This window comes from Methanobrevibacter sp. (genome assembly GCF_017431965.1).
In the GTDB taxonomy this organism is placed as follows: domain Archaea; phylum Methanobacteriota; class Methanobacteria; order Methanobacteriales; family Methanobacteriaceae; genus Methanocatella.
Genome location: NZ_JAFRKB010000005.1, coordinates 40,568 through 58,638, shown reverse-complemented (window position 1 = coordinate 58,638; position 18,071 = coordinate 40,568). Strand labels below are relative to the sequence as shown.

General features: G+C 34.2%; 14 protein-coding genes and 1 pseudogene. 4 read left to right on the top strand and 11 right to left on the bottom strand.

Translation table 11 applies throughout. From position 1 onward, the window contains the following. Positions 1–41 precede the first annotated feature (41 nt). Positions 42–953: pseudogene (locus IJI93_RS00930) on the top strand (transcription initiation factor IIB); the annotation flags it as partial. Positions 954–978: 25 nt separating this feature from the next. On the opposite strand, the gene IJI93_RS00925 reads toward IJI93_RS00930, so the two are convergent. The 4 genes from IJI93_RS00925 to IJI93_RS00910 form a co-directional block, all read right to left on the bottom strand. Next, a complete protein-coding gene (locus tag IJI93_RS00925; protein WP_292818562.1) occupies positions 979–2,871 on the bottom strand; it encodes an MJ1255/VC2487 family glycosyltransferase in 1,893 nt (630 codons plus the stop codon). 84 nt (positions 2,872–2,955) lie between these two features. Beyond that, positions 2,956–3,174 (bottom strand): hypothetical protein, encoded by a 219-nt coding sequence (locus IJI93_RS00920; RefSeq protein WP_292818560.1) that lies wholly within the window; start codon positions 3,172–3,174, stop codon positions 2,956–2,958. A gap of 108 nt (positions 3,175–3,282) precedes the next feature. Then, on the bottom strand, positions 3,283–4,164 hold the full coding sequence (locus IJI93_RS00915; RefSeq protein ID WP_292818557.1) for a DMT family transporter: 882 nt from the start codon (positions 4,162–4,164) through the stop codon (positions 3,283–3,285). Between the two features lie 52 nt (positions 4,165–4,216). Continuing rightward, positions 4,217–5,287 carry a hypothetical protein gene (locus tag IJI93_RS00910; protein WP_292818554.1) on the bottom strand — a complete coding sequence of 357 codons (1,071 nt, stop codon included), beginning with the start codon at positions 5,285–5,287 and terminating at the stop codon, positions 4,217–4,219. Between the two features lie 39 nt (positions 5,288–5,326). On the opposite strand from IJI93_RS00910, the gene IJI93_RS00905 reads away from it, so the two are divergent. Then, a complete protein-coding gene (locus tag IJI93_RS00905) occupies positions 5,327–6,139 on the top strand; it encodes a sulfite exporter TauE/SafE family protein (protein WP_366513261.1) in 813 nt (270 codons plus the stop codon). Between the two features lie 16 nt (positions 6,140–6,155). Here IJI93_RS00905 and IJI93_RS00900 read toward each other — a convergent pair whose 3' ends face one another. The 5 genes from IJI93_RS00900 to pyrH are packed head-to-tail and all read right to left on the bottom strand — an operon-like array spanning position 6,156 to position 9,015. Next, entirely contained in the window at positions 6,156–7,007 is an 852-nt protein-coding gene (locus tag IJI93_RS00900; protein WP_292818549.1) for a hypothetical protein, read from the bottom strand. Position 7,008: 1 nt separating this feature from the next. Then, positions 7,009–7,332: a YbjQ family protein gene (locus IJI93_RS00895; RefSeq protein WP_292818547.1), complete on the bottom strand. Its 324-nt coding sequence runs from the start codon at positions 7,330–7,332 to the stop codon at positions 7,009–7,011. 8 nt (positions 7,333–7,340) lie between these two features. After that, a complete protein-coding gene (locus IJI93_RS00890; RefSeq protein ID WP_292818544.1) occupies positions 7,341–7,532 on the bottom strand; it encodes a DUF2116 family Zn-ribbon domain-containing protein in 192 nt (63 codons plus the stop codon). 11 nt (positions 7,533–7,543) lie between these two features. Beyond that, positions 7,544–8,329 carry a TatD family hydrolase gene (locus tag IJI93_RS00885; RefSeq protein WP_292818541.1) on the bottom strand — a complete coding sequence of 262 codons (786 nt, stop codon included), beginning with the start codon at positions 8,327–8,329 and terminating at the stop codon, positions 7,544–7,546. Between the two features lie 8 nt (positions 8,330–8,337). Further along, complete coding sequence (gene pyrH / locus IJI93_RS00880; protein ID WP_292818538.1) at positions 8,338–9,015, bottom strand: UMP kinase; 678 nt, start codon at positions 9,013–9,015, stop codon at positions 8,338–8,340. Positions 9,016–9,104: 89 nt separating this feature from the next. Between pyrH and IJI93_RS00875 the strand changes: the two genes are divergently transcribed. Beyond that, positions 9,105–9,797, top strand: a complete 693-nt coding sequence (locus tag IJI93_RS00875; RefSeq protein WP_292818535.1) for a nitroreductase family protein — start codon at positions 9,105–9,107, stop codon at positions 9,795–9,797. 21 nt (positions 9,798–9,818) lie between these two features. Here the strand turns inward: IJI93_RS00875 and IJI93_RS00870 are convergent, their stop codons facing one another. Both IJI93_RS00870 and IJI93_RS00865 read right to left on the bottom strand, forming a co-directional pair. After that, a complete protein-coding gene (locus IJI93_RS00870; protein ID WP_292818532.1) occupies positions 9,819–10,502 on the bottom strand; it encodes an MIP family channel protein in 684 nt (227 codons plus the stop codon). Positions 10,503–10,558: 56 nt separating this feature from the next. Continuing rightward, positions 10,559–11,692: an adhesin gene (locus IJI93_RS00865; protein ID WP_292818529.1), complete on the bottom strand. Its 1,134-nt coding sequence runs from the start codon at positions 11,690–11,692 to the stop codon at positions 10,559–10,561. A gap of 459 nt (positions 11,693–12,151) precedes the next feature. On the opposite strand from IJI93_RS00865, the gene IJI93_RS00860 reads away from it, so the two are divergent. After that, the gene (locus IJI93_RS00860; protein ID WP_292818526.1) at positions 12,152–17,815 is read left to right on the top strand and encodes a hypothetical protein; all 5,664 of its coding nucleotides are present in this window, start codon (positions 12,152–12,154) and stop codon (positions 17,813–17,815) included. Positions 17,816–18,071: the final 256 nt, after the last annotated feature.

The window sequence follows — 18,071 nt, the reverse complement described above, 5'->3', positions numbered from 1 at the left end:
GGAGAACTAGAAATGAACCAGTTCAAGAAAGAGTATTTGATGATAATAAACAAACAGTTTGTCCGGAATGTGGTTCAGAAGAATTAATCGGAGACTACGAAAGAGCAGAAGTCGTCTGTGCTCGTTGTGGATTGGTTATTGATGAAAATCTTGTAGATATGGGTCCTGAATGGAGGGCATTCGATCACGAACAAAGAGATAAACGTACAAGAGTTGGAGCTCCAATTACTTACACTATTCACGATAAAGGTTTAAGTACAATGATCGACTGGAGAAATAAGGATATCTACGGTCGTGATATTCCTGCTAGAAACCGTGCTCAATGGTACAGGTTAAGAAAATGGCAAAGGAAAATCAGAATTTCAGGTGCTACAGAAAGGAACTTGGCATTTGCTTTAAGTGAACTTGACCGTGACTCTTCAAGATTGGGTCTTCCAAGAAGTGTAAGGGAAGCCGCATCTGTTGTTTATAGAAGTGCAGTGGATAACAAGCTAATTAGAGGAAGAAGTATTGAAGGTGTAGTTGCCGCTTCTTTATATGCTGCATGTCGTCGTTGTAATGTACCACGTACCTTGGATGAAATTGCTGAAGTATCTAGAGTAACAAAAAAAGAAGTAGGAAGGACTTACAGGTTCTTGACCCGTGAGCTGAACATCAAATTGCCGCCAACTTCTCCTGTAGATTACGTTCCAAGATTTGCTTCAGAACTCGGATTGTCTGGTGAAGCTCAATCCAAAGCTATTGAAATTATTGAAAAAGCAATGGAAAAAGGTTTAACATCAGGAAGGGGGCCTACTGGTGTGGCTGCCGCTGCATTATACATCGCATCCGTTTTGCTCGGTGAGAGGAAAACACAAAGGGATGTTGCAGACATTGCAGGCGTAACTGAAGTTACCATCCGTAACAGGTACAAAGAATTAACAGAACAATTGGAAATGGGTGTTACTTTATAAACACTCTTTTTTATCTTTTTTTTATTCAGGAATACTTTTCGATTCTATAAATCAGTTCACGTACAATTCCATCATTATTTGTCTTTTTGACTTTTGAAAGTTTTTGCTGATATTTTGGAAGTCTTTTTAAGAAATTAGATACTCTTTTAGCACTCATAACTTCATGATATTCTCCATAACCTAATTTTTGCACATAAAATCCGTTCAATGTTTGCTCAAAGTTTCCAATTGCCGGAACGGAATATATTGGTTTTTTAAGATGAATTGCTTCGGATATAAAAGTAAATCCTCCGTTGCAGATTACTGCTTTTGCAGAGGCTAAATCGTCATAAAATTCATCTTCATTAAAGTGTTTAAAAGACAAATTGCCATCAGTTTCATCTTTGTCGAATCCGTAAACAATAAATTTCTCATTTTTAAGAGCTTTAAGCCTACCAACAAGTTTTTCACTTTCACGACTTGTCTGGTATACAATGATATGATCTCCATCTTTAGGTTCCAATTTCAATATCTCTTCACGGATGATTGGTGGGTATATCACGGCATTTTTATTGGATCTGACTTTTGGATAAAAGAAGCTTGTTAAAATGTGGAATCTAGGATTTACAACATATGTTTTAATGACTCCTTTTGCCTTAAGCATTTCAATATAATGGCTTTTCGGATAGTCAATTTTGGTCTGTGTAATCATGTGGATATTGTCTAAGCTGATTAATGGAATATTGCGTATTTTGGAAAGCATTGTGGCATATATTTCAAAATCAGTTACTATGATATCTGGTTTTAGTTGCGCCGCTTTTTTATATAAGTTTTCATATCCTACCTTGATATTGGTAGGATTTCTTTTTAAGGCGTCTGATAATGTTTTTAAGTTGTTTACTTTATTGTTGATATAGACTGTGTTAAATCCTCCTATTTCGTAAACATTATCGAATTTGGATTTTAAGTATTCATATGCTCTGTCGCTTGAGAAAAGGTACACATCATATTTTTCTTTGATTTTATCTACGATTACGCCGGTCCTTATTGCATGACCCATTCCTTCGCCGCAAACACAGTAAAATACTACTTTCCTATCTCTTTTTCTGTGGCGTGATTTAATTTGGGAGCGGGTATTGTTAATGCGTTCAATGGATTTGTCGTAACCTTCTTTTATGTCATTAATCTGTTCCACTCTTTTTTCCAGATTTTCAAATCTTTTAGGCGTGATTCTTTCATGGCCGTGATCAAAATTATAGTCAAGTTCACTGGCATCTGTCCTTATTCCTAAAAAGTCATTGACGGTACTTTTACCGTATTGCCTAATCAATGTTGCAATACCTTCCTCTTCAAGCCGCCTAGTTGAAACACCGATTTTTGCATTTCTTAGGACTTTAAACCTTTCCTTTTTGGCCAGTCTTTCAATATAGTCGGTATCTTCACCGAAGGTTAAAGATTCGTCAAAGCCTCCGCATTCATCGTGCAGTTCTTTCCTGGAGATTATTCCATAACAACCGGCACCGTGAGGCTTTATATTTTCAACGCTAATCATGAAGTAATTGGCGAAATCGTGGAACAGTTTGTCTTCAACTTTATTTGACATCGGAAGCATTTGGGTAATGGCTATTCCGAGATGTTCCATTCTGAATTCGTATAAGACATCCCTCAGGTAATCATCAGTAAGTTCCAAATCAGAATCCAGAAACAGCAAATATTCTCCTTTGGCAACTCTGGCACCATTGTTCCTACCTACGCCCGGAAGACCGCCATCAACAACAATACAGCCATATTCTTCAGCGATTTCTCTGGTGTTGTCGGTTGAGTTAGCATCGGCTACAATAACTTCATAGTCAGTAAAACTTTGTTTTTGAATACTATCTAAAAGAACTGGCAGGTATTCTTCCTCATTATAGGTGGGTATGATAATGCTTAAAATCATATGTTAAAATTTAATTTTAGAATTAATAAGTTTTTGTAAAATTTTAAAAAAAGAAAAAATTGGTTAAAATAAAATATTTTAACCTTATTTTGCCATGTTATATGCATCATAAGCAGCATATAAATCGTAAATAAGAGCAACAATGTATGTAATGATTCCCATTCCGAATATCCATCCTAAAATGAAACCTAATACTATTGCAATTACGAAGAATATTACACCTTTTTTAATGTCTCCAGCTAAAGCTTGACCTAAACCTGGGATAAAAAAGGACAATATTGCTGCAAGTATAGCGTTTACCATATTGTTTACCTCCATTTAACTAGTTGTTATTAATTATAATAGAAGTTAGTAATAAATACTTTGGTAGTTTTAGATAATTTTAATGAATTTCGTGTATAATTTGTTGTATTAGGTATTTGTTTTGCTGAGAAATATCATTGCGATTATTGATAACAATAATCCAAAAAACATCAGAATTGATGGAATTTCAGAGTATAATATTAATCCAAAAATTAATGCTGCAAGAGGTTCTGAACCTGATAAGAATATTGATGAAACCCCAGAATCAATATAGTTCAAACTTACTGTTGAGAGGATGTAGGGTAGTGCGAATGAAAATGTGGAGTGTATTGTTAAAAATATTATTGTTAAAATTGGATTAATTGAAACAAAACTTGTAATCTGGCCAAAATTAGTAAATGGAATCAATGAAATTGAAATAAAGATTATTGAGTAAAATAAAATGGTATATGTATGTTTTCCAGTTTCAATTGATTTTTTGGAAGCCATTAGGTAAATTGCCCAAAATAAGCCTGCACCGATGCCCAATAGGATTCCGAATAATGGGATGGATGTCATAATATCTTCTAAAATTCCAGTCATTAATAAACATCCAAAAATGGCCAAAAACATACAAACTAACTTTTTTGAGGTAATTTTTTCTCCAAATAATATATATGCAAAAATTAATACATAAATCGGGGCTAGAGACAGCAATACTGCTGCAAGAGATAATGGTATCATATTCATGGATTCGTTATAGCATAAGTTAAGCCCAATAATGCAAATTGCACATACTAAAAATAGCGGAAAATCCGATAAATCTATTTTAAACAATTCTTTATCGGTCAATATGATGGCCAGCAGGATTGGGATGGTGGCTATTGAAAACCTTAAAAACAGGAGGGTTGTCGAATCAATTCCATTTTGAGTCAATGTGCGCACAAATATTCCGGTTGACCCAAACATGATTCCTGCAAGGATTGGTAAAATTAGGTAGATTTTTTTCATTAGTTAAAGTTTGGTTTAAAAAAATATAATGATTTCTATAAAAATCTATTTTTCACAAATAAGAATAGGCATTCCAGCTTACAGTATAGTACTCGCACGAATTGTTTAAAGGAACTTTCAAATCATTTAACAATGTCATCTCATTGTACTGTGAGTTGACATGATATGTGGTGATGTTATTGTTTTGACTGATTTTTTCCATTGGAATGTTGCCAAAATCAATGTCATCAGCGGAATTTGCGATATTTACAGTATAGTAATCCGGTTCGGCTCCAGCAAATGCGATGGTGAATCTTAAAATTATCATAACAATCACGACAAAGTAAATTAAAAATCGATTAAATAAATATCTGATTTTGCTAAAGTCACGATTCCTATAAACCGGTTGGATAGCTTCATTTTCATTAAGTAATGTTTCATCGCCCAATGCTTTTCCGACAATGTAGTTTAGATAATAACCATTTCTATAAACTAAATATAATCCTAATAATCCTACGTATGATGGTGTTGCAAACATTCCTCCGTCAATGGCTCCAATTATTAGACAGCTTGAAAAGAATGCAATCAAAAGATTTGTAAGCCATGGACATTTTTGCATTGCTAGAACAAGTGTTACAAACAATATTGGGATTAGCAAGATTACTAAAAAACTAAAATCTGGAAGATATTTGTATAGACCAACTCCTGTGTTGATGTCACTTTGAATGAATGGCCCAATAATCTGGGTCAAAACTGCTCCTAAAATGGACTTTAACAGGTGAGTATGCAAGATGCTTGTAGTACTCATTGTGTTTGACATGGATGCAAAAATGGTGTTGAGTTTGATTCCCATTTGCAATCTAAACACAACTTCCAAAAGAATTCCCAATACCAATGTGGCAAAACCGATAATCATTGAGATTTTCAAATATTTGGTGGTGTCAATATCTCTGTCAATTACCTGAGACAATATTAAGAATAATCCTAAAAGACCAAAAAATATTATGTCTTTCCCTTTAGATGATCCCATTAAGAATTGATAAGTAATTGGTCTTATAATTGGGTTAAGAATGTCGCTTACAAATATCACTCCCGCAAGGAGCATAAATATTAATCCAATTATGATAGTTTTATTAACTCTCATTAACAATAATTTAAGTATTAATAGTTTAAATAAATGATGATTATGTTTCCAATTGAATATTTCATAGGCTTGATTTTAATAGGTATCTGCGCCGGTTTTGCATCTGGACTTTTGGGTGTAGGCGGTGGGTTTTTAATAGTTCCTTTACAGTATTTCCTGTTAAAATACATTGGAGTTGAACCTAATCTTGCAATGCTCATATCAATAGGAACAAGTCTGGCCATTATTATTCCGACCGCATTTAGCGGAGCATACAGACACACAAAATCTTTAGATGGAATTGTAAAACCAGGTTTGCAGTTGGGGATATTCGGAATAGTTGGTGGTGCTGTTGGAGGTTTTGTAGCTTCAGGACTTCCGTCACGAACTTTGGAAATAATATTCGGGTGTTTGCTGTTATTTGTTGCAATTAAGAATATTGTTGATTTGAACAAGGAAAGGGAAGAAGCAAAAATTCCATTCAATCTGATTTCCTGTGCTGTCATCGGAATTTTGGTTGGATTCGCATCTGGTCTTTTAGGCATCGGAGGCGGAGTATTCCTAATAGTTATTTTAACAGCGCTTTTAGGTTTTTCATTAATAGAAGCTATTGGAACATCCTCAATATTCATTAGTCTAACTGCCATCGGAGGATTTTTGTCATATATAGTATCCGGTTGGGGCGTTAGCACATTCCCATATTCAATTGGATATGTAAGCATTATTAATTTTATTTTGATAGCTTGTTTTTCAGTACCGTTCGCATCATTTGGAGCTAAAATGGCTCATAAAGTTCCTCAAAAGAAATTAAAAATAGTATTTTCTGTTTTAGTGGTGTACATGGCATTAAAGATGTTGGGTATTCTACCTTAATTCAGTTCAGAATTTTTTAAGGGATATAAAGTCCGATTCCAGTAGCGCTTATATGGAAGTCATCTCCACCAAGTCCAACAAGGCTATAATGAATTTCCAAATTCAGAATCCCGTTTCCACCATGGGATTTAATCTTTTCAGATAGTTTTATTAAACATTCGTCTTTTCCCTGTTTAATATAATTTAGTGTTTTAAGCTCAAATTCTCCAATGTCCGCATGAACCAAATGTGTATCCCTTTTTAAAATCACCTGACTTTGGAAAACTCCAATAATTTCATGTTTTCTATCGACTATATCTGTACTGGTTATAAAGTAAAAATCAAGGCTATTCAGTTTATTGTTACTTTCAACTTCGTCAAATAAAGTTATTTCTTCATCTTCGATTTTTTCAGGAGGACTGTCCCAAAAAAACAGGTGTCGGTTTGCATATGCATCTTCAATTTTTTTAACAAAGTTTTTCAAGCCTTTTAGGAAATTTGAAAAAATTCCTCCAAGTACAACTAGAAGAATATAGTTTATCAATGTTGGAAATGCCGCTTGTAAGATAACAATTATTGATCCGGCAGTTATTAAATTAACTCCTAATGTTGGATTTTTTAGGATAAAACTGTAAAATGTTGTATCTATAAAAAGAATGAATGCACTTATTGCACCTGTATTTTCACCGATAATCCTATTTGCAAGAACAGTTTCAACATAACCTGCAGCCAATGGGGCGAAAATCAAACCTAGATTCCAACCGAAAATGTCGATATGGAAATATAAAAAAATACCATAAACTAAAAGTCCTATTGCAGTACCTGCGCCGATACAGAAAAGTACTCTCAGAGCATGTCTGATGTCAATTTCAGTATTTCTAATTTTCATGTTATTCAAAATGAACGGCAGTACCATAAGCCGTTACAAGGATTGTATTTCCCATAGTGCCGCCAAGATTGTCATAAGATATTTTAAGTCCGATAATTGCATTTGCACCTAAAGCTTCAGCTTTTTCTTCCATACTCTCTAAAGCAATGTCTCTTGCTTTTTTAAGCTCTTCTTCATATTTGGAGGTTCTTCCGCCTACAACATCACGAACTCCTGAAAATAAATCTTTGTAGATATTGGCGCCGATGAGTGACTCTCCGGTAACCAATCCTTTATAATCGATTATCTTTTTATCAGCCAAGGTATTTGATGAGGTTAGAATCATTAATATCACTATTTCATAAAAGTCATTATTGCCCAGATAATTAGGAATATTGCTATAACCACATATAATATTAATCTGGTTCTTTTAGTTTGTGCTAATCTTGCATCCCAGACTTTTTGGCAATCTGGTGAGCATACAAGTTCGTTTAAAGGTATTGGGGTTCCACATATTGGGCAATGTTTGTGAGGTTCTACTGCCATTTTTTCATCTCCTATATTTTAAAAAATTCTTTAGTATTTTTAGTAACCTGAACTGCAAGTTCTTCCTTATCAAGACCCATGCAGAGTGCAATTGTTTCGAGGATATGAGGTAAATATTTCGGTTCGTTCCTATTTTTTTTAGGTTTTACATCAAAGTTTTTTGGTATCAAGAATGGTGCATCAGTTTCAATCATTAATTTTTCGGGCGGAATCGCACTCACAGCTTCTTGCAAGTCTCTTCCTCTTTTCATATCACAAATCCATCCGGTAACTCCAATGTAACATCCTAAATCAACATAATTTTCAGCTTCACTTTTGGTTCCGGTAAAGCAATGGACAACGGATTTCTCGCCTACATCATATTTTTCAAGTATGTTGTACAAATCTTTGTGTGCTTCCCTTTCATGCAAAAACAACGGCATATCTAGTCTTTGTGCAAGTTCTACCTGTGCTTCAAACCATTTTCTTTGCAAATCCTGCGGTGAAAAGTTTCGGTTATAGTCAAGACCACATTCTCCAATTGCTACCACGGAGCCGTTTTTAGACATTTTTTCCAATTCATTAATGGTATGGCCATTGCATGTCTTTGCATCATGGGGATGCACTCCTGATGTTGAAAATAGTGTTTCGGGATATTTTGATGCATATTCCGCTGCCATTTGGCTTGAATGCACATTGGTTCCTGTGATGATGAATTGATTGACTCCAACTTTTTTCGCTTCTTCGATAATTTCTACTCGGTCCTTTCTAAATGATTTGTGCATTAGGTTTAAACCGATATCGATGAGATTATCCACCAAACCACCTATTCGTTTATGATTTTAGTACCTATTTTTTCGCCATTGACGGCTTTAATTAGGTTTTCAGGTTCAAAACCGTTAGTTATAACAGTTTCCAAGTTGGATCTTTTTATCATTTGAACTGCTGTTGTGTCAAAGAATTCATAGGTTCCGGCTTTGACATCCTTACCGCTTAAAAAGTCAAGCAAATCAGTCGCTGTGATTTCAGGGACAAGTTCAGCATCTTCAAATTTGTTAGGGTCTTTTGTATACATTCCGTCAACGGAAGTCAAGTTGATTAATTTATCAGCATTGATATATTCTGCGAGAATCGCTGAAACGGCATCAGTACTGTGTGCAGGTTCAGTTCCTCCCATAACTATTATTTTTCCACTGGCTGAGAATTCTAAAGCTTCCTGGAAATTATGAGGGACCCTTTGATATGCTGTATCACCAAGAGCAGACAACATTAATTTTGCATTGATTCTTGTAACTTCAATTCCAATATCGTCGCATTGTGCCTCTCCAGCGCCCAAGTCACGTACTACTCCAATGTATTCTCTTGCTGGTTTTCCGCCGCCGATTACAACAAACAAATCATGTTCTTTGGATAAATCTTTTAAGATGGCACTGTATTCTTGGAATTTTTTACAGTCATATTCTTTCAATAAAATTGATCCTCCAATTGCTACAACAATTTTCATATATTCACCTTATATATAAATATCCTTTCAATATTATTTATATTTTATATAATCGAAAAATAAATCTAGTATTCATATGGTGGTTTTCAATGAATTTGGCTAATCAGATATATGTTAGAAAATCTTGTCGCAAGTATGTTGAGGATACGATGGATATGACTCCAGTTCATGAATTCATTTCAAATGCAAAGTCTTTAAATGATGGTATAAATTATAGATATGAGATTTTAACAAAAGATAGATTAAATTTAAAAACCCGTTGGAGTGCACCTTACTATCTGGCATTATATAGTGAGAAAAAAGAAAATTATCTTGAAAATATTGGGTTTATTTTTCAGCAAGTTTCTCTTTTTTTACAAAGCAGGGGTATTGGCAGTTGTTGGGTTGGTATGGCTTCAGTTAAAAATAAAGACCCTGAATTTATAATTGCAATCGCTTTTGGAAAATCTAATGATTTAACAAGGGACATATCCAAGTTTAAAAGAAAAAGTCTGGCAAACATTAGTGATTTTGAAGATGATAGATTAAAACCGGCACAGCTTGCGCCTTCAGCTATTAATTCACAGCCTTGGTTTTATAAACATTCTAGCGACGGATTTGATGTTTATCAAATAAAACAAAACATCATTAAGCGCCAAATTCTTAAAAAATGGAATCCGATTGATATTGGAATCAGTTTAGCCCATATGTATGTTGCCAATGAGAAAACATTTGAATTTGAAATAAATGACGATTTTGAAGATATTAGAGGTTATAATTACGTTGGAAGCATTAAAATTTAAAAATAAAAAAAGTTAGAGGATTTAAATATCCTCTGAAGCTAAAGCTTTGAACAATAAACCTGCAATTACAGCACCGACGATTGGGGCCAATATAAATACCCAAACTTGTTGGAGGGCTTGTCCTCCCATGAATAATGCAGGTGCTAAACTACGAGCAGGGTTAACTGAAGTACCGGTTAATGGGATTCCCATTATGTGTACGAATGCTAAAGTTAAACCGATTACAATTCCTGCGATTGTTGCATTTTCTGTTTTTTTGGTAACTCCTAGAACGGTGAATACAAATACAAAAGTTAAGATAATTTCTACAATTATTGCACCTACAACATCAAGGCCAACACTTGATGCAGATCCAAATCCGTTTTGACCTAATCCTGTTGCCAAGTATCCGCCAAGATCAGGAGCAGAGTTGATGATTGCTACAAGCAATGCAATACCTATAATTGCACCGATGCATTGGAATATGATGTACATTATTAAGTCTTTTTCTTCCATTCTCCCATCAATCCACATGCCTATTGAAACAGCCGGATTGATGTGGCATCCTGAGATGTCACCAATTACATAAGCCATTGCCACAATTGATAAGCCGAAGGCCATTGCAATGCCGAGGTTGCCTAAGGCCGCACCGGCTATTGCAGCACTTCCGCATCCGAATAGAACTAAAACCATAGTTCCTATTAATTCTGAAATATATCTCTTCATAATTTTCCTTCCATATCTATTCAGTTAAATAGTAAACAATACATTATTTAAAATACTTAAAATCTTTTTATTTTCTTATATCCCCAATATGCAACAAATAATACGAAAAATATTAAAACAAATGGGAATACGTGCAGTAATACTGAGTCATTCACCTTATCGAAATGATATTCATTTTCAAAGTTCATATGTTTGGCATCAGTATGGTTTTGAGTTATTTTTGCAAAGTTGTACAATAAATCATAATATCCGATATGAGCTCCTTCATATTCAATTGAATCCGGCGCACGTCCGTTCTCATCCATATACTCTTTAACAATTCCAGCCATTTTGAAATAATCATAAATTGAATAAGAATCTCTTGTCATAAATGAAATGCCCATAGGATCTTCAGGTTCGCCATATTTCTTTGGAATGTCAATTCCATCACCATTTAGATATGCGCTTGTTTGGTATAATAATTCGGGACCGGTGTAAGCACCGTATTTTCCGGTAAATTCAGTATCATTGCTGTTTATTAGAGCTTTACTTGCATTTGCCATTCCTTCTGGAGAAATGTGATTTTTAACAACTAACTCATCACTATATACTCTTGTATCGTTTCCATGGGTATTAATGATATCAACAATTTCCTGAGCAATATTTTTACACATTTCATCATCGTAGTGGCTTAAAATGCCATCATGGTAGTTGTCGGGATATTCCTTTGCAGGCTGGATGTAATATATTCCCGCATTTTTCAGGAATGTTCCTGGCGCGCGTAAACCTGCCAGACTTTCATTGGAATAATTGTCGTCCCATGCTCTTCTAAGATAGTCTGAATGATTGTCTAAATCATAATCACCTATATTAACAAAAATAATCTGTTTATCATTATTTGTACTATAATTACTTAATAATTGGAAGTTTCCAGCATCAGCTGCCGCCAAATTTATGCTCACATCACTTGTTACCTGCATTGACCGTGAACCTTCTCCAGGTGCAGGGGCCTGATTATCGATGATGACTTGAAGTTCCCCTCCGCTAATTTCCTGTATATATTTTTTAATGGAATTTAATAAATTCACATCAAAATCATGGTCTACAATATTGTCTGTTGTAATGAAAACAGTTTTGGTTGCAGATACATCCTGGATAACTGGTGCAATTATTAATAATGCCATAATTAGTATCGCAATTTGTTTTTTCATATATCTTACCTTAACTTTTATTAATATTACTTTATTATTTCATGATTAAAATATTTTATTCATTTCAATTAATTAATTTTATTTTTAAATAGAATATTTTTTGATAATATTAAATTTTAGTTATATATAAGAAAAAATTTAAATAAATTGAGGCTAAATACTGATTTTGAGGATTTAAAAAGGTTATCTTTTATTTTAAGTTAAATTTAGCAAGAATTTAAGAAAGTTTAGTTTATGTTGTAAAATTAAAATAACCTACGAATTTGTGCAGTATTTGTTAAAAATATCTTGTGGTAGAAGGCTAAAAAATAGCATTTCTGATGATTCGAAAGTTATTTTTTAAATTTTATAATTATAATCTATTCTTTTTAAAGTTTTAACTAAAGTAAAAAGTTTAATTGCTAGTTAATAGCTTTTGCTAATTAATAGTGGTTATCATCGTCCTCAAAAGGTGATTAAATGTTAAATAAAACTCAAAAGATAGCAATTAGCAAAAATTTCATTATTTCCATGCTATTTATTTGTTTAATATTTGCAGCAGTTGGATTAAATATTGAAGATTCTTATGCGGCAGAGTTAAATGAAAAAGGCAATGGGCCAATAATGGAATTGGATATTAAAGATAAACTAGGAAATTCTCAAGCAAATGAAATTCTGGAGGTAGATAAGAGTAGTGGGAATATTTTGGCTACAGATTATTCTGTTAATGGAAGAACATTTCAGGATATTCAAAATGTAATAAATAATGCACGGGCTGGAGATACAATATATTTAACTGGTGATTATAGTGCAAATGGAAATGAATCAACAATAAATATTGATAAAAGGCTAACAATCACATCCGCATCTTCTGCGACTTTGGATGGTGAAGATGTATCCAGTATTTTTAACATTACGGGTGATGCCCATGGAAGTGTAATATCCAATTTAAGATTTATACATGCTGAAGGGGATGTTGGATCGGCAGTTTATATATTGACGAAAAATGTCATTGTTGACAATTGTATTTTCGAGAATAATCATGCCAATCACGGTGGCGTATTATCATCATTATATGACTTATACACTGCTGAAAATTTAACAATTCAGAATTGCGAATTCAGGAACAATTCGGGATACTTCAAAAGTCTTCAAAACTTCTCCACAGCAGGTGCCGTTGGAGTTTACGGAATGAATTCGAAAGTAATTAATTGTCTTTTTGACTCAAATTGGGTTAAAGGCAGTGGTTCAGTATATGGCGGTGCAATACAGATTGGTTTGGATGTAAATAACTATAAAGCTTTAGTTTATAATTGTACTTTCAACAATAATTATGCAATCAGCATCAATAGAAATTCCCATGGCGGTGCAGGTTGTGTTCGTAATGGAGTAGAATATGTGAATTGCGTATTCACCAATAACCATGCTGACCAAGGCGGAGCTTTAACATTCCATGCATCCGGTAAACTTGAGAACTGTACTTTTAGGGATAACTATGCAAATAAGCTGTATGGAGGTGCGGTTTCCACAGGATATCAATATGATATTATGGATTTTGAAATAGTTAACTGTTATTTTGAATGCAATATTGCCCCTAAAGGAGGAGCTATTCAGGTAGCAGGTGTGAATATAAATATTTTCAATTCTACTTTCTATGATAATTATGCGGATGTTTATGGTGGTGCTTTAAATATTGAAGCACAAAATGTTGAAATCCACAATTCAAATTTTACTTTGAATCTTGCTGAAGTGGATGGCGGAGCAATTTATTCCAAAGGGGAAAATACTCTTGTAGATAATTCATTATTTATCTCTAATGAGGCTCGCCCGGATTATAATAAATTAAACGACGGATTAGGTGGTGCAATTTATATAAACAGTACCAAAGCTAATGTGTGTAATTCAGAGTTCTATTATAATACTGCCAGAAACGGCAGTGCAATTTATTATGACAAATATGGAAATGAATTAATCCTAAATAATAATACATTATTTGAAAATCAGGCTTGGGTTTATTTATTGCCGATTTATGCAAATGACATCTTCTATGGACAAACAGAAGAGTTAAAATCTGTCATTCATGGTGGAAACAACATTGCCAGATATAATAATCTTGCGGTTTCAAATGCAATCTACAATGCTGCGGATTATTCCCATTTGTCAATTGACGGCGAATCCCCTTTAGATGGTGCCACAAATAATGGCAGGTTATATCAGGATGACCGTGAATATAACATGAAAATCTTACTCACTGTCGAAAGGGAGGATGGTCTTTTAATTTATAATGAAACATTAACTTCCAACTATCTTGGTGAGGTTTCAGACGAATTGGATGGTTTGCAGCCGGGAAAATATTATGTGACTGCAAGACATACAGAAGATACCTACTACAAAGCTATTATTAACACTACAACATTCAATGTTATTCCAAAAATTGACAGTCAGGTTAGAAAATTGTCCGCTTCAGAATCTTACAACTATGATGATGTCGTTGTATGGACATTGAATATTACAAACCATGGTCCTAACAAAGCAACAAATGTCACAGTTCATGATATTCTTCCTATCGGATTGGTTTATATTAATGATGATAGTAACGGTTCATATAATCATCAGACAGGCAGTTTGTATATTGGGGATGTTGAAGTCAATCAGACTATAATTGTCAATATCTATGCCAGAATCAATAAAACCGGTGATATAGTTAATGAAGCAAATGTCACCTCCAATGAATTTGATGTAAATTTGTCTAACAACCATGATGAGGCATCGATTACAGTTCCGAAAACCTGTGATTTGGAAGTCGTTAAATTAGTCAACAATTCTAATCCAAGTTATCGCGACTATATTAAATGGACAATTGTCGTTCGGAATAATGGTCCTGATCCGGCACATAATGTTGTAATGACTGATATCCTTCCAAAATCTATGATTTACATTAGCAACAGTGCAAATTACAATAAAAATAATGGAAAATGGGTCATTGGGACTTTAGGTGTTAATGAAGAAGTCACATTGGACATATTCTGCCAGGTAAATGCAACAGGAACCATCAAAAATGACGTTTCCGTTAAAGGAGATGAACGTGACAGGAATGAATCAAATAATTATGACTCCTGCAGTATAAAAGTCAATAACTCTGCAGATTTGGCTATTGAAAAGTCAATAAATGTCTCATCTGCTAATTTCGGTGATGAAATCACTTGGAAAATAGTTATTTCCAATAACGGTCCAAGCAATGCATATGGTGTTAAAGTATCTGATGTATTGCCTGATGGACTAATTCTTGTTCGCCCAATTTTACCAAGGGGAACATACTCAAATGGGGTCATTAATGTAGGGTCTTTAGGAATTGGTGAAAATTTGACCTATGAATTTATTTGCAAAATTAACAAAACAGGATTATTCACTAATGTAGCTAATGTCAGTGGAAAGCAATACGATCCTGATAAATCCAACAATAGGGATGAAGCGTCAATCACTGTTCCGAAAACCTGTGATTTGGAAGTCGTTAAATCAGTTAACAATTCTAATCCGAATTATCGTGACTATATTAAATGGACAATCGTCGTTCGAAATAATGGTCCTGACCCGGCGCATAATGTTGTAATGACTGATATCCTTCCAAAATCTATGATTTACATTGATAACAGTGCAAATTACAATAAAAATACTGGAAAATGGGTCATTGGAACTTTAGATGTTAATGAAGAAGTCACATTGGACATATTCTGCCAGGTAAATGGAACTGGAACCATTAAAAACGATGTTTCCGTTAAAGGAGATGAACGTGACAGGAATGAATCAAATAATAAGGACTCTTGCAGTATTAAAGTCAATAACTCTGCAGATCTGGTTATTGAAAAGTCAATAAATGTTTCATCTGCTAATTTCGGTGATGAAATCACTTGGAAAATAGTTATTTCCAATAACGGTCCGAGCAATGCATATGGTGTTAAAGTATCCGATAAATTGCCTGATGGACTTATTTTGGTTCGCTCAATTTTACCAAGGGGATCATACTCAAATGGGGTCATTAATGTAGGATCTTTAGGAATTGGTGAAAATTTGACCTATGAATTTATTTGCAAAGTCAACAAAACAGGATTATTCACTAATGTAGCTAATGTCAGTGGAAAGCAATATGACCCTGATAAATCCAACAATAGGGATGAAGCGTCAGTTTTCATTAATTCTGCTGCTGATTTGGAAGTTATAAAAACAGTGAATGTTACCAATCCTAATTACGGTGAGGAAATATGTTGGACTATCACTGTTCGAAACAATGGGCCTGATGAAGCAAGTGGTGTTGTAGTTTCCGATTTACTTCCGGATTCACTGGCTTGGGTTAGTGATGATGGCCGTGGAAAATATAACCGTGCTAACGGCAGATGGACAATAGGCAACTTAATTCCTAATGCATCTGTCCGGTTAAATATCATTACTCGTGTAGTTGCTACCGGTTTCACTCAGAATAATGTTTCTGTAAACGGAAGCAAATTCGATCCTGATTTATCCAACAATAAGGATGATTCCTATATAAACGTTTCAAAAACAGCCGATGTAAGTGTATCCAAATTGGTCAATAATTCAAAACCAAAATATGGTGATATCATTAAATGGACAGTAATCGCTAAAAACAATGGTCCCGATAAGGCCACATCCGTTTTTGTAGATGATGTTTTGCCTGATGGATTGATAGTGATGAATGTTACTCTAAGCAAAGGTCTTTATGATAACGGCGTCTGGGGATTGTGTTGTTTGGAAAATGGTGAAGAGCAAATATTGGAAATCACTTGTAAAGTCAATAAGACAGGTACAATTACCAATTTCGCTTCAATTTCTGCTGATGAAGTTGACTTAAACAAATCCAACAACAAGGATAATGAATCAATCAAAGTCCCATCAACCGTTGACTTGGAGGTAACCAAACAGGTATCCGATAAAACACCTTATTTCGGAGATAATATCACATGGTTTATATCCATTAGAAACAACGGTCCGGATAGGGCTACCAATGTTGTAGTTTCTGATGTGTTGGATAGCGGTTTAATTTTAAGGGGTTATTCAAGTACTGTCGGAACATTCAAGAATAACAAATGGAGCATTCCTAGATTGGATAATGGTGATATTGCATACATTAATATCACTTGCAGTGTGAATAAATTGGGTGAGATTCTAAATGAGGCAATAGCCAGATGTTCACAGGTTGACCGGAATGAATCCAACAATAAAGCTAGTGAAAAAATCAATGTTAGTCCAGTGACTGATTTGTCAGTTGAAAAAATTGTCAATAATTCAAATCCTAATTACGGTGATTTAATCAAATGGAGCATCATCGCTCGCAATAACGGTCCTAATGATGCAACAAATGTCACTGTCAGGGACATAATGCCTAACGGTGTTGAATTCGTCAGCTCAAGCGACAACATAACTGCTGATGGTACCTGGCATATTGGTGATTTGGCCTTAAATGAAGTTAAACAGTTAGATATTATTTGCAAAGTGATATCCACTGGTGTTTTTGAAAATATTGCTATAATTTCAGGTGATGAACATGATCCAAATCCGGTTAACAATAGGGATGTTGAAGAGATTGATGTTCCACCGGCCTGCGATTTGTCAATAACAAAAACGGTCTCAAAATATTATTATAAAGTTGGTGATATTGTAGATTATTCCATTAAAATTGTCAATAACGGACCTGATGAAGCCAGAAACGTTAAAGTTAATGAAATTCCGGATAAATCATTGACTTTTAAATCAGCAAGGGCTTCAAAAGGAAGTTATGATGATTCAAACCAGGTATGGAATATCGATTGTCTGGATAATGGGGAGCATGCCGAACTCTACATAAAAGCAATGGCTGCAGGTGCGGACATTGCCAAAAACATGGTTGTTGCAATAAGCGATACATTTGATTATGACAGCGATAACAATCAGGATGAAGTTTTGGTCAATGTCAGTGAAAATGATGAAATTCCCGAAAAACATCTAGATAAAGCAAATTCAACTCCAAATTCATCTGCACTTGATGTTTTAATTGATGAAAATCACATTACTGCCAATCCGTTTGCAGTTTTGCTGATTTCAATAGTGTTCTTGATGATATTTTTGGGTCGCAATTTCTCAAAGAAAAGATAATTTAAAGTAGCTTCAATGCTACTATTTTTTATTTTTTAAAACGATTTTTCAAAATTTTACAAGTATCAAAATTATTAATTTTCCGATTGATTATTTTATATGTTGGCATGAAAACTACTCGAATACTGCTTCAATTCTCTAATTAAATCAATACATTTATATATAACTTTCAATAAATGTTTACTTAGATATTGATGTACCGCCAATTTTTTCTAAAAGATTGCAGGTATGGTCAATATTATTAAAAAATCGAATG